This window comes from Hugonella massiliensis, assembly GCA_001486445.1.
GTDB classification, from domain to species: domain Bacteria; phylum Actinomycetota; class Coriobacteriia; order Coriobacteriales; family Eggerthellaceae; genus Hugonella; species Hugonella massiliensis.
The window spans coordinates 1,200,737-1,225,202 of sequence record LN908986.1 but is presented as its reverse complement, the minus strand read 5'-3'; the positions used below and the strand labels follow the sequence as shown (position 1 = coordinate 1,225,202).

The window sequence follows — 24,466 nt, the reverse complement described above, 5'->3', positions numbered from 1 at the left end:
CCTTGCTTAAGTCCTTGGTAGAAGCCTTCAAGGTGCCGGAGCTTCGCAAGAAGATCCTGTTCACCCTTGGTATTTTGGCTCTGTACCGTTTGGGCTCGTTCATTCCCGTTCCGGGAATCCCGTTTGCTCAGTTCGCAAATGCCTACGAGCAGGCGGGCGGCGCCGCCATGACGATGATCGACGTCTTTTCCGGCGGCGCCCTTTCGCACTTCAGCGTGTTCGCTTTGGGCATCATGCCCTACATCACGGCATCCATTATCATGCAGCTGATGCAGGGCGTTATCCCCACGGTGGGGCGCTGGGCGAAGGAAGGCGAGCCTGGGCGTAGGAAAATCACTCAGACCACGCGTTGGCTCACGCTGGCCCTTGGCCTGCTCAACGCCGTGGGCTATCTGCTCCTCTTCCAGTCTGATCGCTACGGGGTTACCTTTAGCGACCAGGTGCCCTATTGGCTCACGAGTGTCATCATCGTCTTCACCCTCGTGGCAGGCACGGCCTTCATCATGTGGATGGGCGAGCTGATTACCCAGCGCGGTGTGGGCAACGGCATGTCCCTGATCATCTTCACGAGCATCGTCTCGCGCGTTCCCTCGGCTATCTTCTCGAGCGGGACGAGCCAGGACGATGCGGGGATGGGTCTTGCCATCACCTTGCTCATCATTGCCGTCATCCTGTTGGCGATTCCGGCCATCATCTGGATGGAGCGTGCCCAGCGCCGCATCCCGGTGTCCTACGCCAAGCGCGTGCAGGGGAGGAAGATGATGGGCGGCCAGACCACCTACATTCCCCTGAAGGTGAATGCGGCGGGCGTTATCCCCATCATCTTCGCGAGCTGTCTGATTTACTTCCCGGCGCAGATTGCCGCCCTCTTCAACGTGGGTTGGCTCGATGCCTTTGCGAACGCTATCTCGACGGGTTGGATCAACTGGCTCCTTACCTTCGGTTTGATTATCTTCTTCGCCTACTTCTATACGTCGATGGTGTTCAATCCGGAAGAGCTTTCCGACAACCTGCGCAAGCAGGGCGGCTTCATTCCCGGCATTCGCCCGGGTTCGGCCACGGTGCACTACATCAAGAACGTGATCAAGCACGTCACGCTTCCCGGTGCCATGTTCATCGGCCTTGTTGCCGTCGTCCCCTCCATCCTGTTCGCTTTTACGAACAACCAACTCATTCAGGCTTTCGGTGGCACCTCGATCCTCATCATGATTGGCGTTGCCCTCGACACGATGAGCAAAGTCGAATCGCAGCTGAAGATGTACAACTACGACGGCTTCTTCAAATAAGCCTTCCTTGTGCATTGTATGGGCCCGTGCCGTATGGTACGGGCCTTTTTGTTTGGCAGGCAGCGGGCGTCTTCGATGGGGGAGAGCCCGCCTCTTGATATGTCCGTGCAGGCTCACGCAAAGTGCTCGACCTTTGGTATAGTGGGTCCATTGTCTAAGGCGAAAGGAATCGATATGAACATCGTTTTGCTCGGGGCTCCCGGTGCGGGCAAGGGCACGCAAGCTGCAAAGCTCGTTGAGCGTTTCGGCCTCTGCCATATTTCCACGGGTGACATCTTGCGCGCTGCCGTGCGCGACCAAACCGAACTGGGCAAGAAAGCCAAGGGCTATATGGATGCCGGCGACCTTGTCCCCGACGATCTGATCATCGACCTTATGAAAGAGCGCATTCAGCAGCCCGACACGGAAGCCGGCGTCATTCTCGACGGGTTCCCGCGTACGACGACCCAGGCCGTCGCACTCGACACGATGCTCGCTTCGCTTGATCGCCCGCTCAACGCCGCTCTCCTTATTGACGTCGATCCCGAAGTGATCGTCAAGCGTCTGACCTCGCGCCGTATGTGCAAGGCCTGCGGCTACATCGGCACTGCAGAGGATGGAGCCGTTTGCCCCAAATGCGGCGGCGAGATGTACCAGCGCGACGACGACAACGAAACGACGGTGCGCAACCGCCTCGACGTGTACGCGACTTCGACGGCCCCGCTCACCGACTATTATCGAGGCAAGGACCTTCTCGTGACCATCGACGGCGACCGCGATTCCGAAGTGGTCTTCGAAGATGTGAAAAAGAAGCTCAACCTCTAGGGGCGCGCCATATCGCGAAACCTTTGCGTTCGGACCTCCCTGCGTTTGCGCAGGGGGGTCCGTTCTTTATAATGCAAGCTATGCAAACCACGCTTCACAGATTTCTCGACACCTTCCAGTCGTTCATGCGCATGTACGCACGGCGGGTCCGTCATTACGTGCGCGTCGCTCTCGCGCTCCTTGCAATCGCTCTTGTTCTCGAATGCTTCGTGTTCAACTTCAACCATTGGGCGACGCTCGGCTACGATTGCGTCAACATGTCCGATCAGCTTACGCTGCAAGAGAATTCCGATAAGACCTACCGACTGACCGAAAACAACCACGTCATCGAGTTTAGCAACCTCAACAAAGAGGTGAAGAACATCCGTCTCGATTTCGATGGGGCGCAGTCGGCCCAGAACGTCCAAGTCAACATCGCCTTTACCGATGCCGGTCACGAGACCTATTTCTATTCGACTGAGTACTCTTCCGGCGTTCCCACCCGAACGATTGCGACCAACAACGACGCGACCGAGTATCTCAAGCTCAATACGACGGGCGTTACCAACAACCTCCGCATCGAGATCACCGGTGAAGATGTGGTCTATCCCATCAAGCTGAAAGCCGTCTACCTCAACAACACCTATCCTTTCTCCTTCAACGCCACCCGTTTCGGTATCGCTCTTGCCGTCTTAGTGCTCGTCTACCTGTTTCGGCCGGGCTCTACCGTCTACCGCATCTCCATTCGCGACCATGAGTTTGCCTCCCGTGCGGGGATCGTGCTGGCCAACGTCTTCGAGATTTACCTCGTTTCCGTTGTTCTGTTTACCGGCTCGAACCTGGTAGGCGTCGCGACCGCCAATTACAATTCGGGTTCCTGGGACGATACGACCGTCGTCACGACCTTCGAAGTGGGGGGCGAAAACGCCCAGCAGTACGCCGATCTGGCACGGGCCATGGCCCATGGGCAACTCTATCTTGAAGAGGATCCGCCTGATTGGCTCAAGCAGATGGACAACCCCTACGACAAGGGCGCACGCGACGAACTGCAGAAGGAAACGGGTCAACCCTATCTCTGGGACGTGGCCTACCGAGACGGCCACTATTACGTCTACTTCGGCGTCGTTCCCGTCGTCTTGTTCTATCTGCCCTACTACCTGACTACGGGAATGGATTTCCCCACGGCCATCGGTGTATGGATCGCCTGCATCGCTTTCATTCTGGGGTGCACGGCATTGCTCGACCGCTTCGCCCGCCATCATTTCAAACGGGTGAGCTTGGGCCTCTATCTGCTTTTGCAGCTCCCCTTGGTCTTCTGCTGCGGCATTCTCTATTTGGTGAAATTCCCCACCTTCTATTCGCTGCCCATCATGCTGGGGCTTGCCTTTTCCATGTGGGGCCTCTACTTGTGGATGCGTGGCCGCAGCGCCAAACGACCCTTTGGCTGGTATCTCGCTGGGTCGCTCTGCATGGCGTTGGTCGTTGGTTGCCGTCCTCAGCTCGTCTTGCTCTCGTTGGTGGCCGTGCCTCTTTTCTGGAAACGCTATATCGTCGACAAGCGCATCCTGACCAAGCGAGGCGCCGCTGAATTCGCCTGTCTCATCGCTCCCTACGTCGTGGTAGCTGCGGGCATCATGTGGTACAACCATGCCCGTTTCGGCAGCTTCACCGATTTCGGGGGTAACTACAACCTCACCACCAACGATATGACCAAGCGTGGGATGGATGCGGGGCGCCTGGCGCCGGCCCTCTTCGCCTTCTTCTTCCAAACGCCGACGACAACGGGCGTCTTTCCCTTCCTGCAGCCGGTCACCTTCGATACGACCTATATGGGCCAAACGATCAAAGAGGTCACCTTCGGCGGGATCTTCGCCTGCTTGCCCATCCTGTGGGTGCTTCCCTTCGCGGGCATGGGCGTGAAAATGCGGGTGCGCACGCGCAGCACCCACACCATTGCGGGCGTTATCGTCGTCCTTCTGACCGCCGGCATCCTTATCGCCCTGCTCGATGCCGAAGCGGCCGGCATCCTGCAGCGCTACTATGCCGATTTCAGCATCATGTTCCTCATGGTTGCCGTGCTCCTGTTCTTCATCATGAACGAAAACTTCGACCATGGCTCTCTGGGCTACGACGTCATCATGAAGGTCCTGCCGGTGACGGTGGCGATCAGCGTCGCCTATAGCCTTCTTTTGTGTCTCGTTCCTGAGACCGGATGGTATTCCGATGCCTACCCCTGGGCTTACCAGGGCATCATCCATATGTTCCAGTTCTGGACGTAGGGCACCGCTGATGACCGAGAATATCGCGGCACCGCGTGCATCGAGCGAGGCGGTGCGGCATTCGATGCAGGGCAACAAGCGGGCGAACACGAAACCCGAACTGGTCATGCGCCAACGTTTGCGGGCGGCCGGCTTGGGCGGCTACCGCCTCCAGTGGAAGGTGCCGGGTCGCCCCGATATCGCCTGGCCCGGCAAAAAGGTGGCCCTCTTCGTCAACGGGTGCTTCTGGCACCGGTGCCCCTATTGCCATCCCTCCCTGCCCAAGCGTCATGTGGAATATTGGACGGTCAAGTTCGCCCGCAACCAAGAACGCGACGTTGCAAACATCCTCAAATTGCAGGATGCGGGCTGGCACGTGCACGTTGTGTGGGAATGCCAACTGAAGAAGAAGCGCATCGACGCTACGGTATCGGTGTTGTTTCCCGTGCTCTCGCGCGAGTTGGGCAAACCGCTCGTCATTGAAACCGCAGATGAGGACGGCGCTACCTGCGCCGGCCATCCGGTGGGCGGTGCGGACGGTCGGCCGGAGTCGCTCGGATGCGCGGGTGCGGCAAAGGAAACGTCCCCGACGCGGTCGTGAACGAGCCCGCCATGCGCCCGCCACAATTCCCTCCGTTCGCCGAGTGAGATTGCCCGCGGGCAAGGCGTGTCAATAGCGGTTTTCCCGTACTGCTACGATAGCAACGCAGAAGAGGGGGGACCGTCGGGATCCGATCTCGCGATTCCCAAGAGCGACCGCTCTTCATCAGGAGGTTTACATGACCAGACAATACCAATCCATGGACGGAAACAACGCCGCGGCCTATGTGTCGTACGCGTTCACCGAAGTCGCGGGCATCTACCCGATTACCCCGTCGAGCCCTATGGCCGACTTCGTTGATCAGTGGGCGGCCAAAGGTGTGAAGAACATCTTCGGCACCAAGGTCAAGGTGTGCGAGATGCAGTCTGAAGGCGGCGCTTCGGGCACGGTGCACGGCGCGCTTTCGGCGGGCGCCCTCACCACCACCTATACGGCTTCGCAGGGCCTGTTGCTCATGATTCCCAACATGTACAAGATTGCCGCCGAACAGCTGCCGGCCGTCTTCCATGTGAGCGCTCGTACGGTCGCGACGCAGGCGCTCAACATTTTCGGCGATCACTCCGACGTCATGGCCTGCCGCCAGACGGGCTTTGCCATGCTCTGCGAAAGCGATGCCCAGGAAATCATGGACCTGGCGCCGGTGGCCCATCTGGCCGCCATCAAGGGTCGCGTGCCCTTCCTCAACTTCTTCGACGGCTTCCGCACCTCCCATGAGATTCAGAAGGTGGCCGCCTGGGATTACGACGACCTGGCCACGCTTGTCGACTTCGACGCCGTCCGTGACTTCCGCGCGCAGGCCCTCAATCCAGAGCATCCTACGCTGCGCGGTTCGCATGAGAACGGCGACATCTTCTTCCAGAACCGTGAGGCCTGCAACTCCGTCTATGACGAGCTGCCGGCGATCGTCGAAGACTACATGCACCGCATCAACGAGATGATCGGCACCAACTACGAGCTCTTCAACTACTACGGCGCGCCCGATGCCGATCGCGTGATCGTGGCCATGGGCTCCTTCTGCGACGTCTGCGAAGAGGTTATCGACTACCTCACCGCCCAGGGTGAGAAGGTCGGCCTTGTGAAGGTGCGCCTCTACCGCCCCTTCGTTACCGAAAAGTTCGTGGCGGCCCTGCCCGACACGGTGAAGAAGATCGCCGTGCTCGACCGCACCAAGGAGCCGGGTTCTATCGGCGAGCCGCTCTATCTCGACGTGGTCGCCGCGCTTGAAGAACATGGCAAGACGGGCATCGTCGTTACGGGTGGCCGCTACGGCCTGGGTTCCAAGGACACGCCCCCCTCGAGTGTCTTCGCCATCTACAAGGAACTCGAGAAGGACGCCCCCAAGCGCGAGTTCACGATCGGTATCGTCGACGACGTCACCAACCTCTCGCTTCCCGAAGACCCCGACACGCCCAACACGGCCGATCCCCGCACGATCGAATGCAAGTTCTGGGGCCTCGGCGGCGACGGTACGGTGGGCGCCAACAAGAACTCGATCAAGATCATCGGTAATCACACCGACAAGTTCGTGCAGGCCTACTTCCAGTACGATTCGAAGAAGACCGGCGGTACCACAGTCAGCCATCTGCGTTTCGGCGACGCGCCCATCCGCAGCTCCTACTACGTCAACAAGGCCGACTTCGTCGCCTGCCACAACCCCAGCTACATCACCAAGGACTTCCCGATCGTCTACGACGTCAAGCCGGGCGGTACCTTCTTGATTAACTGCCAGTGGGACGACGAGGAACTTGCGCATCATCTGAGTGCCAAGGCCAAGCGCTATATCGCCGCCAACAAGATCAACCTCTACACGATCGACGCCATCGATTTGGCCATCGAGATCGGTATGGGCAAGCGTACCAACACGATTCTCCAGTCGGCCTTCTTCGCCCTCGCCAAGATCCTGCCGCAGGAGGACGCCATCGCCTACATGAAGGAGGCGGCCACCAAGTCCTACCTTAAGAAGGGCCAGGATGTGGTCGATATGAACCACCGGGCGATCGAGGTGGGCGCTACGGCCTACAAGAAGGTCGACGTGCCCGCCGAGTGGGCCACCGCAACCGACGAGCCCGTGCAAGCCGAACTTGAAGGGGATCCCGCTCTTGTCCGCATGGTCGAGACCATCTCTCAGCCGGTAGGGCGCATGGAAGGTGATAAGCTGCCCGTGTCCGCCTTCGCCGAGCATGCGGCCGGCCAATGGCTGCCCGGTGCCGCCGCTTACGAAAAGCGCGGCGTGGCGGTTACCGTGCCCGTGTGGGATCCGACCGACTGCATTCAGTGCAACAACTGCTCGCTCGTCTGCCCGCATGCGACGATCCGTCCCTTCGCCCTTACCGAAGAGGAAGCGGCCGCTGCCCCCGAAGGTACTAAGCTGCTTGACGCCAAGGGCAAGAAGGCTGCCGGCATGAAATACACGATTGCCGTGTCGCCCCTCGACTGTATGGGCTGCTCGGTCTGCATCGGCGAATGCCCGACCAACTCGCTTACGATGGTCGATGCCGAAAGCCAGCTGCCCGAACAGAAGGTCTTCGACTACTGCGTGTCCAAGGTGACCGAAAAGCCCGAACTCGAAGGCGCGTCGGTCAAGGACAGCCAGTTCGCCAAGCCTCTGCTCGAGTTCTCGGGCGCCTGCGCGGGCTGCGCCGAAACGGTGTACGCGCGCCTCGTTACCCAGCTCTTCGGCGACCGCATGCTCGTCGCCAACGCTACGGGCTGCTCGTCGATCTGGGGCAACCCAGCCTCGAGCGCTCCCTATACGGTGCGCGCCAACAGCCATGGCCCGGCCTGGTCGAACTCCCTGTTCGAGGACAACGCCGAATTCGGCTACGGCATGCTCGTGGGTCACGAATCCGTGCGTGCCAAGGTACTCGCCGACACCGAAGCCCTGTTGCAGCTGGCCGGTACCTCCGACGAGCTCGGCTCGGCTGCGACCGAATGGATCGCCTCCCGCACCAAGGCCGCCGAAAGCCGCAAGGCGTCGGCTGCCTTTATTGACCAGCTCGAACGCGCCGTCGAAGCAGATGCCGACGAAGCGGTTGTGGCCAAGGCTCAAGACATTCTTGAAAACCGCGAGTTCCTCACCAAGAAGTCGGTATGGATCTTCGGCGGTGACGGCTGGGCCTACGACATCGGTTACGGCGGCCTCGACCATGTGCTCGCTTCGGGCGACGACGTCAACGTCTTCGTCTTCGACACCGAAGTCTATTCCAACACGGGCGGTCAGGCTTCCAAGGCATCCAACATCGGCCAGGTGGCCCAGTTCGCGGCCGATGGCAAGTCGATCGCCAAGAAGAGCCTCGGCGAGCTGGCGATGAGCTACGGCTACGTCTATGTGGCTCAGGTGGCCATCGGCGCCAAGCCGGCGCAGACCATGAAGGCCATCGCCGAAGCGGAAGCCTATCCGGGACCCTCGCTGATCATCGGCTACTCGCCCTGCGAGATGCATTCGATCAAGGGCGGTATGAAGAACTGCATGGTCGAGATGAAGCGTGCGGTCGATTGCGGCTACTGGAACCTCTACCGCTTCAACCCCGATGCGAAGCCGGGCAAGAAGTTCGTGCTCGACTGCAAGGAGCCGGCCGGCGGTTATCGCGACTTCCTGATGAACGAAGCACGCTACAGCCGTCTGACGCGCGAATTCCCCGAGCGCGCCGAAGAGCTCTTCGAAGAAAACGAAGAAGCGGCGATGAGCCGGTTCAAGCACCTTGAAAAGCTCAAAGCCCTGTACGACGAGGAATAAGCTCGCCGGAAGGCATGTGCGAAAGAGGGCCTGCGGGCCCTCTTTTCGTAGGGTCGCACCTGACAGGCGACGCCTTCATGCCCGCCTGGCGCGGCCCTGTCAGGTGCGGCCGGGAACATGCGCTCAAAGGACGAAAAAACGGGTCGAAACGCTTCTGCGTTTCGACCCGTTGCGCGCACGACGGTTGAGGGGAGCGCTAGTCGTTGAGGAGGGCTTCGACGGACGCGAGCTTTACGCAGCAGACGAAGACGTCCAGGGCCAGGTCCAGCTCCTCGATAGGGGGCAGGGTAGGGGCGATGCGAATCACGGAATCCTCGGGGTCCTTGTGGTAGGGGAAGGGAGCGCCCGCTCCGGTCATGGTGACGCCCGCCTCCTTCGCGAGCTCGACGATGCGTTTGGCGGTGCCGGCCGGACCGTAGAAACAGACGAAGTAGCCGCCGCGCGGAGTGCTCCAATGGCAGTCGACGTCGGCAAGGCCCTCCGAAAGCTTTTGTTCTACCAAGTCGAATTTGGGACGGATGATTGCGGCGTGCTTGGCCATATGGGCGGCGATGCCGTCCGCGTCCTTGAGGAAGCGGACATGGCGCAGCTGGTTGAATTTGTCGTGCCCGATGGTCTGCACGTTCATCATCCGCGCGATTTCGGCGATGTTGGCAGGGCTTGCGGCCAGAGCGGCGACGCCGGCGCCGGGGAAGGTGATCTTGCTCGTCGAGGCGAATTTGAGGTAGCGGTCGGGATGGCCCGCTTCCCGGCAGGCGGCGCCGATGTCGAGCACATGGGCGTGGTGGGCCGGGTCGGGATCGAGATGGTGGACGCAGTAGGCGTTGTCCCAGAAGATGCGGAAATCGGGGGCTGCGCAGGTCATACGCGCCAGGCGACGCACCACCTCGTCGGAGTATTCCACGCCACCGGGGTTGGAATAGGTTGGCACGCACCAGATGCCCTTGATTGCCGGGTCGTTGGCCACGAGCTCTTCTACCTGGTCCATGCAGGGGCCGTTATCATCCATCGCGATGTTGATCATCTCGATGCCGAATTGCTCGGTGATGGCGAAATGGCGGTCGTAGCCGGGGACGGGGCAGAGCCACTTGACGGTGTCGAGCGTAGCCCAGGGGGCGCAGCCGAGCGTGCCGAAGTTCATGCAGCGAGCGATTTCGTCGTACATGATGTTGAGGCTGGAGTTGCCGCAGACGATCACGTTGGCCGGGTCGTCGTCGAGCAGGACGGCCATGAGCGTGCGGGCTTCGGGCAAGCCGGTACCCACGCCGTAATTGCGGATGTCGGTACCGTCTGCGGCGCGCAGGTCGCTTGTCGAGGACAGGATATCGAGCAGGGGAAGGCTCAAATCGAGCTGAGCGGCCGACGGTTTGCCGCGGGCCATGTTGAGCGAAAGCCCCTTCGCTTTGAATCCGTTGTACTCGTCTTCGAGCGCTGCGCGCAGTGCGTGCAGCTCATCGGAGGACGTCTGGGCGTACGAAGTCATACGTGTCCCTTCTATCGATGGTGCCATGGGCCCCATTCTAAAACGCGGCGCCCCTGACACGAGGTCGGGGACGCCGTCTTCACGAAGGACTAACGCAGGAAACCGTATGCTTTAATCTTCCGGGTCGAGCCCGCCTTCCAGAATACGGTCGTCCATGTTGCGCCCGCCGGCGTTCGGTTCGTCCATGTAGTGGTCGAAGGTGTCGAGCACCGATTGATCCGGTTCGGGCGTGAGCTTTGAGACCACGTAGATGGCCAGGCACCCCAACAGGAAGGCCGGCAGCAGTTCGTAGATGCCGAAAATGCCGCCGAGGGGCTTGACGAAGTTGTGCCAGACAAGCACGGTAGCGGCACCGGTAATCATGCCGGCGATGGCGCCCTGTTTGGTGGTGCGGCGCCAATAGAGGGAGAAAAGGGTGAGGGGGCCGAAGGAGGCGCCCAAGCCGGCCCATGAGTAGGACACGACGGTGAAGATGACCGAGTTCTCGTCCCAGGCGATGGCGATGCCGAAAAGCAGCACCACGGCGAGCGTGATGCGGGACACGATGAGAACCGCATCGTCTGTGGCGTCTTTCTTGAAGAGGCTGCGATAGATGTTTTCGGCGACCGAAGAGCCGGTGATGAGCAGGTAGGAAGAAGCCGACGACATGGATGCGGCCAAGATGCCGCTCACCACGAGGCCGCAGAGGAAGGAGGGGAGCATCATCTGAGAAAGAACGATGAAGATGTTTTCGGCGGCTGAATGAGTGAGTAGCTGGGAGGGGAGCAGGTAGCGGCCGATAAGACCGATGGCGAGCGCGCTCGCCATCGAGATGACGACCCAGACGATCGCGATGCGGCGGGAGGTCCGCACCTCGTTTTCGTCGCGGATGCCCATGAAGCGCACGAGGACCTGGGGCATGCCGAAGTAGCCGAGGCCCCAGGACAGGGTCGAGATGATGGTAAGGATTCCGTATGATGCAGGGTCGCCGAATACCGGAGCGCCACCGTCGACGATCTGAGAGCCCGATGCGTCGAGGGCGGGGACGGCGGAGGCGGTCATCGAGAGAAAACCGGGGATATCGGAAAGGAAGGCCACCGTGTTGTCGATGCCGCTCGCACTTACGATCGAGCCTACGATCACCACCACGAGGGCGAAGAACATGAGGCAGCCCTGGACGAAGTCGGTGGCCACGACGGAGAGGTAGCCGCCCACCATCGTGTAGAGGAAGACGATGAGCGCGCCCAGGACCATCATGAGCGAGTAGTCCCAGCCGAACAGGGCGTTGAAGAGCTTGCCGCAGGTGACGAAGCAGCTGCCGGTGTAGACGGCGAAGAAGATAAGGATGATGACTGCGGCAATCGTGCCGATCGCGTTCTTGGTGTCATGGAAGCGGTTGCTGTAGAAGGCGGGAAGGGTGATCGCATCGCCGGCACGTTCGGTGTAGAGGCGCAGGCGCTTGGCGACGAGCTTCCAGTTGAGGTAGGTTCCGATGGCGAGCCCTACGGCCGTCCAGCCGGCATCGGCTGCTCCAGAGAAGTAGGCGAGTCCGGGAAGGCCCATAAGAAGGTAGCCGGACATGTCGGACGCTTCGGCCGAAAGAGCCGTGAACCAGGGCCCCACTTTTCGTCCGCCGAGAAAGTACTCACTCGTCGATGAGTTCGATCGCTTAGCGTAGATAAAGCCGATCGTCAGTACGACGATGAAGTACAAGAGGATGGCGACGATAACCAGGACGTCTCCACTTTGCATACTTACTCCTCATATCGATGTGGTGGTTTCAAAGCATTATAGGGGTGAAAGGACGCCGGAAAGAGGGGAAAGCGCCCAGGGATGGACGGAAGGGGGGAAGCACCAGGTAAAGGCCGCGCAAGAAACGCCGAGGGCCGGCTCGCACGGGAGTGGCACGCGAAAAACTCCGGACAAAAAAGTTTTGCGATATATGGGCCCTCTATCTCGTTAGTAAGCGATGAGCTGGGAAAACGAAGGAATAGTGAAGATACGCCCGGGGGCGTGTCGTCTGTTGACAGGGTTTGGTTCCTAGCGTATTATCCTCTTGCTCGTTTGTTCGGGGAACAACTTCGACAGACGAGGGCGCAGCTTGAAAATTGCACAAGTTAAGCCAAGATGGGCGTGTGCCCGAGTGGTTAATGGGGACGGGCTGTAAACCCGTTGGCTCTGCCTACCTAGGTTCGAATCCTAGCGCGCCCACCATCTTGCCCGCGTAGCTCAGTCGGTAGAGCACTTCGTTGGTAACGAAGAGGTCACCGGTTCAAGTCCGGTCACGGGCTCCATTTTTTGGCGGTGTAGCTCAGTTGGTTAGAGCACACGGTTCATACCCGTGGCGTCACTGGTTCGAATCCAGTCACCGCTACCAATTTTGATTGTTCAAGCCTCCGCTCGAAAGAGCGGAGGCTTTTCACAAATTGCTTAGTAACTGCGTCCTTTGGGGCGTTCTCATTGAAGGAGGATTTCAATGGCAAAGGAAAAGTTCGAGCGTACTAAGCCGCATGTAAACATCGGCACCATCGGTCACGTTGACCATGGTAAAACTACGCTGACTGCCGCGATTACCAAGGTTCTGTCTGAAAACGACGGTTCCCACGGCACCGCAACGGCTAAGTTCGAGGCATTTGCCGACATCGACAAGGCCCCCGAAGAGCGCGAACGCGGTATTACCATTTCCATCGCTCACGTTGAGTACGAAACCGACAAGCGTCACTACGCTCATGTTGACTGCCCCGGCCATGCTGACTACGTCAAGAACATGATCACCGGTGCTGCTCAGATGGACGGCGCTATCCTGGTTATCGCCGCTACCGACGGCCCCATGGCTCAGACCCGCGAGCACATCCTGCTCGCCCGTCAGGTGGGCGTGCCCTACATCGTCGTGTTCCTGAACAAGTGCGACATGGTCGACGACGACGAACTCATCGAGCTCGTCGAAATGGAGACCCGCGAACTGCTCAGCTCTTACGACTTCCCGGGCGACGACATCCCGGTCATCAAGGGTTCTGCTCTGGGCGCCCTCAACGGCGAACAGAAGTGGGTCGACAGCATTTGGGAGCTCATGGACGCTGTTGATGAGTACATCCCGACCCCGGCTCGCGAAACCGATAAGCCCTTCCTGATGGCTATCGAAGACGTTATGACCATCACCGGCCGTGGTACGGTTGTGACCGGCCGTGTCGAACGTGGCGAACTCAAGGTCGGCGACGAACTCGAGATCGTGGGCATCAAGGATACCCAGAAGACCACCTGCACCGGCGTCGAAATGTTCCGCAAGCTGCTCGACGAAGCCGAAGCTGGCGACAACATCGGCTGCCTGCTGCGCGGTATCAAGCGTGAAGACGTGGTCCGCGGCCAGGTTCTCTGCAAGCCGGGTTCCGTTACCTGCCACACGAACTTCAAGGGTCAGGTCTACGTCCTTACCAAGGACGAAGGTGGCCGTCACACCCCGTTCTTCGATGGCTATCGTCCGCAGTTCTACTTCCGCACCACCGACGTTACCGGTGTTGTGAAGCTGCCTGAGGGCACCGAAATGGTTATGCCGGGCGACAACGTCGAAATCGAAGGCGACCTCATCCATCCTATCGCTATGGAGCAGGGTCTGCGCTTCGCTATCCGCGAAGGCGGCCGCACCGTTGGCTCCGGTCGAGTGACTGAAATCCTCAAGTAGTCATTCTTCAATGAGGTTTTGAATGGAGCCTCCACACGGAGGCTCCATTCTTTCTGCTTAACTTTCCTGTGCAATTCAAGTTGAATGTATCTATTCAATAGTAGGAGTTTAGTATGCGTACGTTGGTCACGCTTGCCTGCACCGAGTGCAAGCGCCGTAATTACACGACCAAGAAGAACAAGCAGAACAATCCCGATCGTATCGAGTTGAAGAAATACTGCAAGTGGTGTGGACATCACACCCTGCACAGGGAAACTCGCTAAGATATTAGGCAACATAGGCCAGTAGCTCCAATTGGTAGAGCGGCGGTCTCCAAAACCGCATGTTGGGGGTTCGAGTCCCTCCTGGCCTGCCAGCTTGTTTACGAGCAGCTTTAACAGGCTGCTTGTTTGGCGTTTAGACGGTGTAATTTTCAATCCCCCCAAGGGATTCTGAAGGGTAAAGATGGCAAAGAAATCAAAGACGCAAAGGGCTCGTGCCTCTGCAAGGCGCGCGAAGCGCAAGGAACTGCAGGAGCAGGAAGTTCTCGCGGCCGAAGATTCTTCTTCCGCGAACACCACCGAAGCACCTGAAAAGAAGGGCCTCTTTAAAAAGTCCGAAAAGCCTGCCGAAACCCAGCCTAAGGCTTCTGAAAAGAAGCCGGCCAAGAAGCAGGAAAAGGCTAAGAAGCCGGGCTTTTTCTCTGAGGTGCGCGCAGAGATGAAGCGCGTCACGTGGCCGAATCGTCAAGATGTCATTCGCTGGAGTGGCGTTGTGGTTGGCGCTTTGGTGTTCTTTGGTGTGTACGTATTCATCCTTGATAACTGGATCGTCACCCCGCTCTTGCTTGCAATCTCTTCTCTGGGGGCTTAACCGATGGCTAAAAAATGGTATGTCCTTCATACCTATTCCGGGTATGAAAACAAGGTAAAGCAGAATCTGGAAACGCGTATCGAGACCATGGGCCTTGAAAACAACGTGTTCGATATCCAGATTCCCATGGAAACGGTCACGGAAATCCGCGATGGCGGTCGTCGTGTCGAATCCGACAAGAAAGTATTCCCGGGTTATGTGCTCGTGCGTATGGAGCTTGACGATCGCAGCTGGGCTGCCGTCCGCAACACGCCGGGCGTTACCGGCTTCGTGGGCAGCCAGGCGAGTCCTGCGCCGCTCACGCGAGAGGAATACAACAAAATCATGAAGCGTACCGATCGTCAGGCGCCGCGCAAGACGTCTACCGACTTGGAAGTGGGTCAGACGATCAAGGTCGTCTCCGGCCCCCTCGCCGAGTTCGACGGTATCGTTTCCGAGGTCTCTCCCGAGACCAACAAGGTCAAGGTCATGGTTTCGATTTTCGGGCGCGAAACCCCGGTCGAACTCTCCTTCGACCAAGTGGCGCGCATCTAGCGCCCCTGCTCGAGGTCCTTCGAGCACGCTTTTTCGGTAACAATGCACACGATCGCCCTCGTGGACAGGGGCTTCTCGTTCGGGTGCTTGTTTCATAACTGGTAAAGACTTCAGCTGAAAGGAAGCTTTTACAATGGCTGACAAGAAAGTCACCGGGTTTGTAAAGCTGCAGATCCCTGCCGGCGCAGCTAACCCGGCTCCCCCTGTAGGCCCCGCTCTCGGTGCCCAGGGCGTCAACATCATGCAGTTCTGCCAGGCCTTCAACGCCCAGACGCAGGACCAGAAGGGGACCATCATCCCCGTCGAGATCACGGTCTACGAAGACAAGTCCTTCACCTTCGTGTGCAAGACGCCGCCGGCGGCCGTGCTCATCAAGGAAAAGCTGGGCATCAAGAGCGGTTCCGGCATTCCCCAGCTCAAGAAGGTGGGCGAGCTTACCGAGGACCAGCTGCGCGAAATCGCCGAGATCAAGCTGCCCGACCTCAACGCCAACGACATCGAAGCCGCTATGGAAATCGTTGCCGGCACCGCCCGTTCCATGGGCGTGACCATCGAGGGTCGTGCGCCGAAGAAGGTCTACACCGCGTCTCGCAAGCTCCAGCAGCTCATGGACGCCGCAAAGTAGGCCGTCCCCCTATAGGTTAGGAACGGTTGCCCTTAAGGCAACCGCGTACGTGGGAGAGCTCGATGCTCGTCCGTACCACGAAAGGAAGAAACATGGCAAAGTTGACCAAGAAGCAGAAGATCGCTGCCGAAAAGATCGAAGAGGGCAAGCTCTACGCTCCCATCGACGCCTTCAAGACCATCAAGGAGATCGCTTCTGCTAATTTCGACGAGACCGTCGAAGGCCATTTCCGTCTGGGTATCGACACCCGTCAGGCCGACCAGCAGCTGCGTGGCATGGTGAGCCTGCCCAACGGCTCCGGCAAGACCGTCCGCGTCGCCGTTTTCGCCGAAGGCGAAGCTGCGCGAGCCGCTGAAGAGGCCGGTGCCGACATCGTGGGTTCTGCCGAACTCATCGAGGACATCCAGAAGGGCATCATCAACTTCGACGCCACCGTTGCCACGCCCGACCAGATGTCCAAGGTCGGTCGTCTGGGCCGCGTGCTCGGCCCCCGCGGTTTGATGCCCAACCCCAAGCTGGGTACCGTGACCAACGATGTGGCCAAGGCTATCAAGGAGCTCAAGGGCGGCCGCGTCGAGTATCGTGCCGACCGTTACGGCATCTGCCACGTCGTTCTGGGCAAGACGAGCTTCACGCCCGAACAGCTCGCCGAGAACTACGGCGCGATCTACGACGAGATCATCCGTATGAAGCCGGCATCTGCCAAGGGCCGTTACGTGAAGTCCATCAACGTGGCGTCTACCATGAGCCCGTCGATTTCCGTCGATCCGAGCGTTCAGCGCAACTATACGCAGGAAGCGTAATTACACACCTTTCAGCTTTTGAATGGGGCGACTTCGGTCGCCCCATTTTTTTTGTGCCAGTGGGAATCCGGCGTGTTGTTTGCGAGCTGACGCCCCTAGGCGGGACTTGTTTGCACGGCCGATTGAAAGTGAGCGTCTACGTAGCGGGGTGGCGGGGAGTTGACCCAACGAGTGTTGCTGGGTTAGGAGGGGCCCGGGAGCACCCGATGACTCCCCTCGACGAAAAAGCGCCACCCGTTCGATGAACGGGTGGCGCTCAGTTCTTTGGCTGGGCCAGCAGGATTCGAACCTACATAACTGGTACCAAAAACCAGGGTCCTGCCATTGGACGATGGCCCACAGGCGTACGCGTGGTACGCGAAACGTTAGTGTATCGGCAGGACACCTCTTCGTCAACCGCCAATGAGGGTCCATCCGGCCAGGCAACAGCTAAGGCACACGAGCAGGGTAGCGCCTACGTAGGCAATTGCCTTCAGGCTCTCTCCGTGGGCTATCGCTTCGACGGTTTCGAAGGAAAAGGTGCTCATGGTGGAAAAGCCGCCGAGAAAGCCGGTCCCTATCAGGGCTATGAGGGTGCGCGAGGGGTCGGCGGCCATGAGCGCCCCCAAGGCGAAGCAGGCCACGGCGTTGATGATGAGCGTGGGAAAGGGGAACCAAGCGGGTGTCACCTGCTTGAGATGCGCGGTGCAGAACCCGCGGGCAATGGCGCCGGCGGCTCCGCCTGCCGTCGCGGCGAGGAGGGAGGCGATCATCGGGCATCACCGGCCTGCGCTTTTGTCCTGCGACGGGCGATAGCCGCCTTGCGGCGCGCGAGTCGCCTGCGGGCTATGCGAAGGGCCGTCAGGTGGCCCGCCGCCGTGGCCGCCAGGCAGAGGGCGATCGTGAGGGCAGCATACGTGAAGGCGGCGAGGGCGGCTCCTTCCTGAAGGTAGGCTACCGTCTGGTAGGAGAAGGCCGACATGGTCGTGAAGGCTCCCAACAAACCGGTCCCCATAGCGCTCACCAGGTCCTTTGAAAGGTGCACGCGCCTGCCCAGGTAGTTATAGACGAGCTCGAGGGCAAAGCAGCCAACGACGTTGACGAGCAAGGTGTCGACCGGGAAGGGCGCACCGTCGCATGCCAAGCCGAGCAGGGCGCGCAAAAGGGCTCCCACTGCCCCGAAAAGCCCGATTAAGAGATAGTTCACGACGAGTCCTTTCCTTGCCGAGAGCAGTATAGAAGATAGGACAGCCCAAGGGGCGATCCTCGTGCTAGGGTGGGCTCCGACAACTATACGGGTTGCGAGTAGGAGCGCAGCCCCCTAAGGAGCTGAACCATGATCAATTTGAAGACCCCAGAGGAAATCGAGCAGATGAAGCGCGCCGGTCGTCTTTCGGCAGCCGTGCTGCGCGAGGTGGGCGCCCGCGTCGCGCCGGGGGTGACGACGCTCGAGCTCGATCGGTTCGCAGAAGCTTTCATCCGCTCTCACGGCGGCATCCCCACCTTCAAGGGCTACGGTGGTTTTCCGGCATCCCTGTGCACCTCGGTCAACGATGAGATCGTCCACGGGATTCCCTCCGACGAGGTGGTCCTGAAAGAGGGCGACATCCTTTCGGTCGATACGGGGGCGACCGTCGATGGATGGGCGGGCGACAATGCCTGGACGTTTGCAGTGGGCAAGATCGCGCCTGAGGCGCGCCGCCTGCTCGACGTGACGGAAGCGTGCCTGTGGGCAGCGGTGGAGGCTGCGCAACCGGGCAATCGCCTGGGAGACGTGGGGCACGCCTGCCAGGCGATCGCCAAGCGTGCCGGCATGGGCGTCGTGCGCGAGTATGTGGGGCACGGCATCGGCCACGACATGCACGAAGACCCCCTGGTGCCCAATTATGGGCATGCTCATTGGGGGCTCAAGCTCGAGCCGGGCATGGTAATCGCGATCGAGCCGATGATCACGCTCGGTACGCGCAAGACGCGGGTGGGGGACAACGGGTGGACCGTCTACACCCGCGATGGGCTTGCTGCTGCGCATTTCGAAAAGACCGTCGCGATCACCGAAGACGGGCCGGTCCTCGTGTCGGTGGAACCCGACCACAGGCGGCCGGTGCCCGATGACGCCTAGAAGGCGGCCCCTGCCGCGATGCCTTCTTCGTTAACGGCGCGCACGGCCTTTGAGCTTGGCCGCAAGCGAGCCGATAACGCGGAATTCCTCTACGCGCAAGACCTTGGTGGCTCCGAACATGGTGACAAGGCCCACGATGCCGCCGATGACGATCTGCAGGAGCGCGGCGCCGATGCCGGCCGTCGACGTCAGGGGCACCACCGCGAGCAGGGCCCAGACGATGACGCCGCCAAAGAGGGTGGCGAGCACGGTCTTGACGCCCATCGCGACGAGCCCGCGCATGTCGGCCGCGCCCACGTAATGGCGCAGCAGGACGAGGGAGGCGATGCCGCGCACGAGATAGTAGACGAAATCGCCCACCGGCACGCCGTAGATGCCCAAGACGTCCGGCTGGCTGAGCACGGCGTACAGGCCGACCTGCACGCCTACGCAGGCGATGTTGATGAGCGAGAAGGCCATGAGCTTGCGAATGGCGGCAAAGGCCTTGTAGAGATACATGGCGGCAGAGTAGATCGGCAGGCTGAGCACCCAGATGGACAGGACGCTTGCGACTTGGGTGACGTCGGAAGACCCGAAGGCGCCCGCGTGGAAGAGGCCCATGAGGGGCTCGGAGAGCACGAAGAGCATGCCGGTAAGGGGGATGATCAGGTAGAGTGTGCCCCGCAGGCCCTGGTTGATGTTGCGCAGGAGGCCCGCGCGGTCTCCCTTGGCCACCGAATCGCTCATTTCGGTGAACATGGTGCTCGACAGGGACACGGCTACGACGCCGTAGGGCAGCTGGTACCACATCCAGGCGTATCCCAGAATCGACGGGCCGCTCGGGGTGGCCGACAGGCTGAAGGCGTTGCGGAAGGTGAAGGCGACGAGGTTGGCGACGATGTAGATGATCGAGGGCAGGGCGATTTTGAGGGTTTCCTTGATCGCGGGGTCGGAGAGGGAGATGAAAGGCTCCCAATGGTACCCGCTTTTCACGAGGGCGGGTATCTGGATCACGAACTGTACGGCGACGCCGGCGGTGGTGCCCACGGCGAGCACGTTGAGGGCCAGTTCGGAATCGATGTGGGACAGGGGAATGTAGGCGATAAAGGAAGCGATGACGACCACGTTGTTGAGCGCCGGCGCGATAGAGGTAAGGAAGAAGGACCGCCCGGCGTTGAGCACGCCGGTGATGACGCCCCCGAGGCCGTAGAAGACGATTTGGAAGGCGAAAATGCGGAAGAACTCGGTGGTGGCCTCGGCTACTTCGGCATCGTTGCCCACGGTGAAGGTCTGGGTGGACACCACCTGCGGGGCGAAGATACAGCAGACCAGCGAAAGCAGGCCGAGCACGATAAGCGTGAGGTTGAGGATGTTGGAGGTGTAGCGGTTGCCGCCCTCTTGCCCGTGCTTTTCGCGTTCGAGTAGGAGGACGGGCAGGAAGGCCGCGGAAAGGAAGCCGCCTGCCACGAGCTCGTACATGACGTTGGGGAGGTTGTTGGCCACTTGGTAGGCGCTCGTGAGCAGGGAGTTGCCGAGAGCGAAGGCCATGGCCCAGGTGCGGACCAGACCGGTGAGGCGCGAGCCGAGCGTGCCGAGCGTCATAAGCCCGGTGTTGCGAATGACCGATGACGAGGAATCGTGAGAATCGTGGGCCACGAGAGCCGACCTTTCAATGGAAAACAGGGATGGGGCAATACTAGCAAAGGCGCCCGGGGCAAGCGGGTGCGGGGGCGTCGAGGCGCAAGAACACCATGGGGCTCCCGTATGCGCTTGCCCCCGGGCGCCTTGCGCGCCCCCGAGCAAGCGGTGGGGTGGGGCGGAGGATTGCTATACTGAGCCGAGAGAAGCGCGAAGCAGAGAGAAAAGCGAGGCTTGAACATGTACATGCTGGTGGTGCGGAATTCCGAGAACCCCGAGGCCCTCGACGCCTCGGTGATGCTCCAGACGTACCTGATGAGCCAAGGCATCGCGTCTGACACGATCGACACGATCGACTGCGACGACTACGACGCCCCCGCCTGCGACATGTGCGTCGCCCTCGGAGGCGACGGAACGATCCTCCGCACGGCCAAGCTCATGGGCATTTCGGGTACGCCCATCCTGGGCATCAACTACGGCCATTTGGGCTTTCTGGCCAACGAAAACGATGCGGGGGTGGTGGCGACGGTGGCGGCCGCCCTTGCGGGCGACACGACCCGTGAGGAGCGCGCCAACATGCGCATCGAGGTCATGTGCGCAGGCGACGACGAGGCGGCCTTCGACGCGCGCTGCATGGCTCCGGCCCGCTATGACGGCACGCGCTGCTTCTTCGGTCTCAACGAGGCGGCGTTCACCCGCGGGGCCTCGGGGCGCATCGTCCAGTTCGACCTGTCGATCGGCGGCTCGCATATCGCCAACATGCGCGGCGACGGCCTGGTCACCTCAACGGCGACGGGTTCGACGGCCTACGCCCTGTCCGCCGGCGGCCCTCTTGTGGCCCCAGGCTTTCGCGGTCTGATCACCGTGCCGGTGGCTCCGCATTCGCTCAACGCCCGCGCAATCGTCTGCGACCCCAACGACGTGGTCGAGGTCGCGGTCAACGACGCGGTGGGGAGCAACGAGGCCGAGCTGTTCATCGACGGGCTCGCGGCCTCCTTCGAGGCGCCGATCGCCAAGCTGCGCATCTCGCGCGGGGCGGCGCCCACCGTCCTTCTGCGCTACAAGCGCGAAGGCTTCTACGCCCATGCGAGCAAGGTCTTTTTCTAGGCCGCGCCCCGCTTATGTTGCGAATGGGAAAAATTTTGCCCCGTCCCTTCTGTCGTTCGCTGACGCAGTAGAATCAAAAGGCGTGTGCAGTGCCAGCGCACGCCGACATGTTCCGCATGAAAGACGTGCCCTGCCATTGCGGGTTGTACGGGCTTATCAAGGAGCATCATGAGCAAATACATCTTCGTTACCGGCGGCGTCGTTTCTTCGCTCGGGAAAGGCATCACGGCCGCATCGTTGGGCCACTTGCTGAAAGCGCATGGCTACAAGGTCACCATGCAGAAGATGGATCCCTATCTCAACGTCGACCCGGGCACCATGAGCCCCTTCCAGCACGGCGAGGTCTTCGTAACCGATGACGGCCATGAAGGCGACCTCGACCTGGGGCATTACGAGCGATTCATCGACGAGAGCCTCACCCGCGAATCCAACTTCACCCAGGGCTCGATCTATAAGACCCTTATCGCCCGCGAGCGTCGCGGCGACTTTCTGGGCGGCACCGTCCAGGTGATCCCGCACGTGACCGAAGCCATCAAGGAGCGCCTGCGCCGCGTGGGCGAGCAGACCCAGGCCGACATCGTCATCACCGAAATCGGCGGCACGATCGGCGACATCGAAGGCCAGCCCTTCATCGAGGCGGCCCGCCAGTTCCGCAAGGAGCTCGGGCTGGGCAATTCGGTCTTCATCCATTGCACCCTCGTGCCCTACATCTCGGCCGCCCACGAAGTGAAGACGAAGCCCACCCAGCATTCGGTCAAGGAGCTGCGCTCGATGGGCGTTCAACCCGATTTCATCGTGTGCCGCAGCGACCACGAGGTGACGGAAAAGGTCCGTGAGAAGATCGCCCTCTTCTGCGACGTCGCGCCCGACCACGTGCTTGAATGCTCCGACGCCCCGAGCATCTACGAGGTCCCCATGCGCCTGCGCGCCCAGCGCTTCGACGAGAAGGTCCTCAAGGCCCTTGGTCTCGACAACACCCCGATCGACCTGGCGCCCCTGCAGGCCTTCCTCGACGCCAAGGACCGCTGCGAGGGCTCTGTCGACATCGCGGTGGTGGGCAAGTACGTGAGCCTTCCCGACGCCTACCTGTCGGTGATCGAGGCTCTGGGGCATGCCGGCGTGGCCAACGGCGTCAACGTTGACGTCCATCTGGTTGACGGCGAAACCGTCACGCCCGACAACGTCGACGAGGTGCTCGGCGACATGGACGGCGTCCTCGTCCCGGGCGGCTTCGGACAGCGTGCCTTCGAAGGCAAGATTCAGGCGGTGCGCTTCGCCCGCGAGCACAAGGTGCCCTATCTGGGCATCTGCCTGGGCCTGCAGGCGGCCGTGTGCGAGTTCGCCCGCGACGTGGCGGGCATGCGCGGCGCCACGTCGACCGAATTCGACGAACAGGCCGAATACCCGGTTGTTGACCTCATGCCCGAACAGGAAGACGTCGAGAACAAGGGCGGCACGATGCGCCTGGGAGCCTACCCCTGCAAGCTCGCGCCGGGGACCAAGGCCTTTGAAGCCTACGGGGAAGAGGTCATCTACGAGCGCCATCGCCATCGCTACGAAGTGAGCAACGTCTATCGCAAGAAGCTCGAAGAGGCGGGGCTCGTCGTGTCCGGCCAGTCTCCCGACGGCCGTTTGGTGGAAATGGTCGAGCTTGCCGACCACCCCTGGTTCGTGGCCAGCCAGGCCCATCCCGAGTTCAAGAGCCGTCCGACCAAACCGCATCCGCTGTTTACGGCCTTCGTGCATGCGGCCAAGGACCAACGATAAGCGCGGCGCCTTCCATAGACGAGGCCGTCGACGACTTTCTGTCCTACCTCGCCGTCGAGCGGGCATCCTCGCGCGAGACCGTGCGCGCCTACCGCCACGATCTGTCGCTCTATCGCGCCTTTCTCACCGATCCGGCGCTCGGCTTTTCCCGGGCGCCGCTCGCTTCGCTTGACGATATCGACCGCGGCGCCGTGGTGGCCTTCGAGGACTACCTCACCCAGGCCCGGTCCCTTTCTTCTTCTTCGGTCGCTCGGGCCGTGGCGACGCTGAAGAGCTTCCACAAGTTCCTCGTGCGCGAAGGGGCTTGCGCGCGCAACCCCACGAGCGATCTCGTCCTTCCCAAAAAGCCCACCCGCCTGCCCGACGTGCTCGGCATCGAGGAAGTGGGGGCCCTGCTCGACGCGCTCGACGGTTCCGCTCCGCGCGATTTGCGCGATCGGGCCATGCTCGAAGTGCTCTACGGGTGCGGGCTGCGCGTGAGCGAGCTTTGCGGGCTCGACATCGACCGCATCGACGGCGAACGTTCGTTTTTGCGGGTGGTGGGCAAGGGCGACAAGGAGCGCCTCGTTCCCTTTTCCGGCGCGGCAGCGCGGGCCCTGTCCCGCTACCTCGAGGACGGCAGGCCGGATCTGGTGAAAGCCTATGCTCGCCCCACCAACGCCGTCTTCCTCAACGCGCGCGGCGGCCGCATCTCGCGCCAGAGCGTGCATGCGATCGTGGCGCGAGCGGGACGAGCGGTGGGCATCGCCGATTTGCACCCCCATACCCTGCGCCATTCCTGCGCGACCCATATGCTCGAAGGCGGTGCCGACCTGCGCCTCATCCAGGACATGCTCGGCCACGCCGACATAGCCACCACCCAGATCTACACGCACGTGCAGCAATCCCATATCAAGGAAGAATACGTCCACGCCCATCCCCGGGCCCGTTTGCGCTAGCCTGCGCGCACGGGGCGCCCCCTGCCGCGTTTCGCGGTTATCGCCCGCTCCGACGCCCGCGTCGGAGCAGGCGATCGCGTGCTCGGAGGGGAACGGTTCCCCTCCGTCGTACGGATGCGCCCATCCGGGGCCATCCATCTGTTCTTCAAAACTCGCCCCACTTCATGCCACCCTCTGCCCCGGACCCTCCACCACAACATCTAGATCTAACCGATACCCCGTTCGCAACATCTGGGAAAGGGCCGGTGCCCGTCTGTTCTACTCCCCGTGTTTTGCCCGCTCAGTGGGGAAGAAGTGGGGGGCGAATTCCCCTGCTGGTG

At 61.0% G+C, this 24,466-nt stretch carries 20 protein-coding genes and 5 tRNA genes; 19 read left to right on the top strand and 6 right to left on the bottom strand.

Going from position 1 to position 24,466, the window contains the following annotated elements; genetic code table 11:
- Positions 1–2 precede the first annotated feature (2 nt).
- The 5 genes from secY to nifJ all read left to right on the top strand — a co-directional run bounded on the left by secY (position 3) and on the right by nifJ (position 8,664).
- Positions 3–1,286: a preprotein translocase subunit SecY gene (secY, locus tag BN3270_RS07990; protein ID WP_058986574.1), complete on the top strand. Its 1,284-nt coding sequence runs from the start codon at positions 3–5 to the stop codon at positions 1,284–1,286.
- Between the two features lie 174 nt (positions 1,287–1,460).
- Entirely contained in the window at positions 1,461–2,090 is a 630-nt protein-coding gene (locus tag BN3270_RS07985; RefSeq protein WP_058986573.1) for an adenylate kinase, read from the top strand.
- Between the two features lie 80 nt (positions 2,091–2,170).
- Positions 2,171–4,348 carry a cytochrome C oxidase Cbb3 gene (locus BN3270_RS07980; RefSeq protein WP_271711967.1) on the top strand — a complete coding sequence of 726 codons (2,178 nt, stop codon included), beginning with the start codon at positions 2,171–2,173 and terminating at the stop codon, positions 4,346–4,348.
- Positions 4,349–4,358: 10 nt separating this feature from the next.
- On the top strand, positions 4,359–4,928 hold the full coding sequence (locus BN3270_RS07975; protein WP_082673434.1) for a very short patch repair endonuclease: 570 nt from the start codon (positions 4,359–4,361) through the stop codon (positions 4,926–4,928).
- Between the two features lie 178 nt (positions 4,929–5,106).
- The gene (nifJ, locus tag BN3270_RS07970; protein ID WP_058986572.1) at positions 5,107–8,664 is read left to right on the top strand and encodes a pyruvate:ferredoxin (flavodoxin) oxidoreductase; all 3,558 of its coding nucleotides are present in this window, start codon (positions 5,107–5,109) and stop codon (positions 8,662–8,664) included.
- A gap of 196 nt (positions 8,665–8,860) precedes the next feature.
- Here the strand turns inward: nifJ and BN3270_RS07965 are convergent, their stop codons facing one another.
- Both BN3270_RS07965 and BN3270_RS07960 read right to left on the bottom strand, forming a co-directional pair.
- Positions 8,861–10,147, bottom strand: coding sequence for an aspartate aminotransferase type Ic (locus BN3270_RS07965; RefSeq protein WP_058986571.1), 1,287 nt, complete (start codon positions 10,145–10,147; stop codon positions 8,861–8,863).
- A gap of 111 nt (positions 10,148–10,258) precedes the next feature.
- Entirely contained in the window at positions 10,259–11,878 is a 1,620-nt protein-coding gene (locus BN3270_RS07960; RefSeq protein ID WP_058986570.1) for a sodium/proline symporter, read from the bottom strand.
- 377 nt (positions 11,879–12,255) lie between these two features.
- Between BN3270_RS07960 and BN3270_RS07955 the strand changes: the two genes are divergently transcribed.
- The 10 genes from BN3270_RS07955 (at position 12,256) to rplA (ending at position 16,619) form a co-directional block, all read left to right on the top strand.
- Positions 12,256–12,340: transfer RNA gene (locus BN3270_RS07955), tRNA-Tyr, on the top strand.
- Positions 12,341–12,344: 4 nt separating this feature from the next.
- Positions 12,345–12,420, top strand: a tRNA-Thr gene (locus BN3270_RS07950).
- Between the two features lie 6 nt (positions 12,421–12,426).
- Positions 12,427–12,503, top strand: a tRNA-Met gene (locus tag BN3270_RS07945).
- 99 nt (positions 12,504–12,602) lie between these two features.
- The gene (tuf, locus tag BN3270_RS07940) at positions 12,603–13,805 is read left to right on the top strand and encodes an elongation factor Tu (RefSeq protein WP_058986569.1); all 1,203 of its coding nucleotides are present in this window, start codon (positions 12,603–12,605) and stop codon (positions 13,803–13,805) included.
- A 113-nt stretch (positions 13,806–13,918) separates the two neighbouring features.
- Positions 13,919–14,068: a 50S ribosomal protein L33 gene (rpmG, locus tag BN3270_RS09355; protein WP_082673433.1), complete on the top strand. Its 150-nt coding sequence runs from the start codon at positions 13,919–13,921 to the stop codon at positions 14,066–14,068.
- A gap of 15 nt (positions 14,069–14,083) precedes the next feature.
- Positions 14,084–14,160 (top strand) — tRNA-Trp (locus BN3270_RS07935).
- A gap of 89 nt (positions 14,161–14,249) precedes the next feature.
- A complete protein-coding gene (secE, locus tag BN3270_RS07930; RefSeq protein ID WP_058986568.1) occupies positions 14,250–14,657 on the top strand; it encodes a preprotein translocase subunit SecE in 408 nt (135 codons plus the stop codon).
- A gap of 3 nt (positions 14,658–14,660) precedes the next feature.
- Positions 14,661–15,191, top strand: a complete 531-nt coding sequence (gene nusG / locus BN3270_RS07925) for a transcription termination/antitermination protein NusG (RefSeq protein WP_058986567.1) — start codon at positions 14,661–14,663, stop codon at positions 15,189–15,191.
- A 133-nt stretch (positions 15,192–15,324) separates the two neighbouring features.
- Entirely contained in the window at positions 15,325–15,816 is a 492-nt protein-coding gene (rplK, locus tag BN3270_RS07920) for a 50S ribosomal protein L11 (protein ID WP_058986566.1), read from the top strand.
- Positions 15,817–15,908: 92 nt separating this feature from the next.
- Positions 15,909–16,619, top strand: coding sequence for a 50S ribosomal protein L1 (gene rplA, locus BN3270_RS07915; protein WP_058986565.1), 711 nt, complete (start codon positions 15,909–15,911; stop codon positions 16,617–16,619).
- Positions 16,620–16,884: 265 nt separating this feature from the next.
- On the opposite strand, the gene BN3270_RS07910 is transcribed toward rplA, so the two are convergent.
- The 3 genes from BN3270_RS07910 to BN3270_RS07900 form a co-directional block, all read right to left on the bottom strand.
- Positions 16,885–16,958: transfer RNA gene (locus BN3270_RS07910), tRNA-Gln, on the bottom strand.
- A gap of 53 nt (positions 16,959–17,011) precedes the next feature.
- The gene (locus tag BN3270_RS07905; protein ID WP_058986564.1) at positions 17,012–17,371 is read right to left on the bottom strand and encodes a fluoride efflux transporter FluC; all 360 of its coding nucleotides are present in this window, start codon (positions 17,369–17,371) and stop codon (positions 17,012–17,014) included.
- The gene (locus BN3270_RS07900) at positions 17,368–17,805 is read right to left on the bottom strand and encodes a fluoride efflux transporter FluC (RefSeq protein WP_058986563.1); all 438 of its coding nucleotides are present in this window, start codon (positions 17,803–17,805) and stop codon (positions 17,368–17,370) included. The genes BN3270_RS07905 and BN3270_RS07900 overlap by 4 nt, the downstream gene beginning before the upstream one ends.
- Positions 17,806–17,934: 129 nt before the next feature.
- Between BN3270_RS07900 and map the strand changes: the two genes are divergently transcribed.
- The gene (map, locus tag BN3270_RS07895; protein ID WP_058986562.1) at positions 17,935–18,717 is read left to right on the top strand and encodes a type I methionyl aminopeptidase; all 783 of its coding nucleotides are present in this window, start codon (positions 17,935–17,937) and stop codon (positions 18,715–18,717) included.
- A gap of 30 nt (positions 18,718–18,747) precedes the next feature.
- On the opposite strand, the gene murJ is transcribed toward map, so the two are convergent.
- On the bottom strand, positions 18,748–20,352 hold the full coding sequence (murJ, locus tag BN3270_RS07890; protein WP_271711966.1) for a murein biosynthesis integral membrane protein MurJ: 1,605 nt from the start codon (positions 20,350–20,352) through the stop codon (positions 18,748–18,750).
- A gap of 222 nt (positions 20,353–20,574) precedes the next feature.
- Between murJ and BN3270_RS07885 the strand changes: the two genes are divergently transcribed.
- From BN3270_RS07885 to BN3270_RS07875, 3 genes are all read left to right on the top strand, one after another.
- Positions 20,575–21,441 (top strand): NAD(+)/NADH kinase, encoded by an 867-nt coding sequence (locus BN3270_RS07885; protein ID WP_058986561.1) that lies wholly within the window; start codon positions 20,575–20,577, stop codon positions 21,439–21,441.
- A 168-nt stretch (positions 21,442–21,609) separates the two neighbouring features.
- Complete coding sequence (locus BN3270_RS07880; protein WP_058986560.1) at positions 21,610–23,208, top strand: CTP synthase; 1,599 nt, start codon at positions 21,610–21,612, stop codon at positions 23,206–23,208.
- Complete coding sequence (locus BN3270_RS07875) at positions 23,205–24,146, top strand: site-specific tyrosine recombinase (protein ID WP_334258427.1); 942 nt, start codon at positions 23,205–23,207, stop codon at positions 24,144–24,146. The genes BN3270_RS07880 and BN3270_RS07875 overlap by 4 nt, the downstream gene beginning before the upstream one ends.
- Positions 24,147–24,466: the final 320 nt, after the last annotated feature.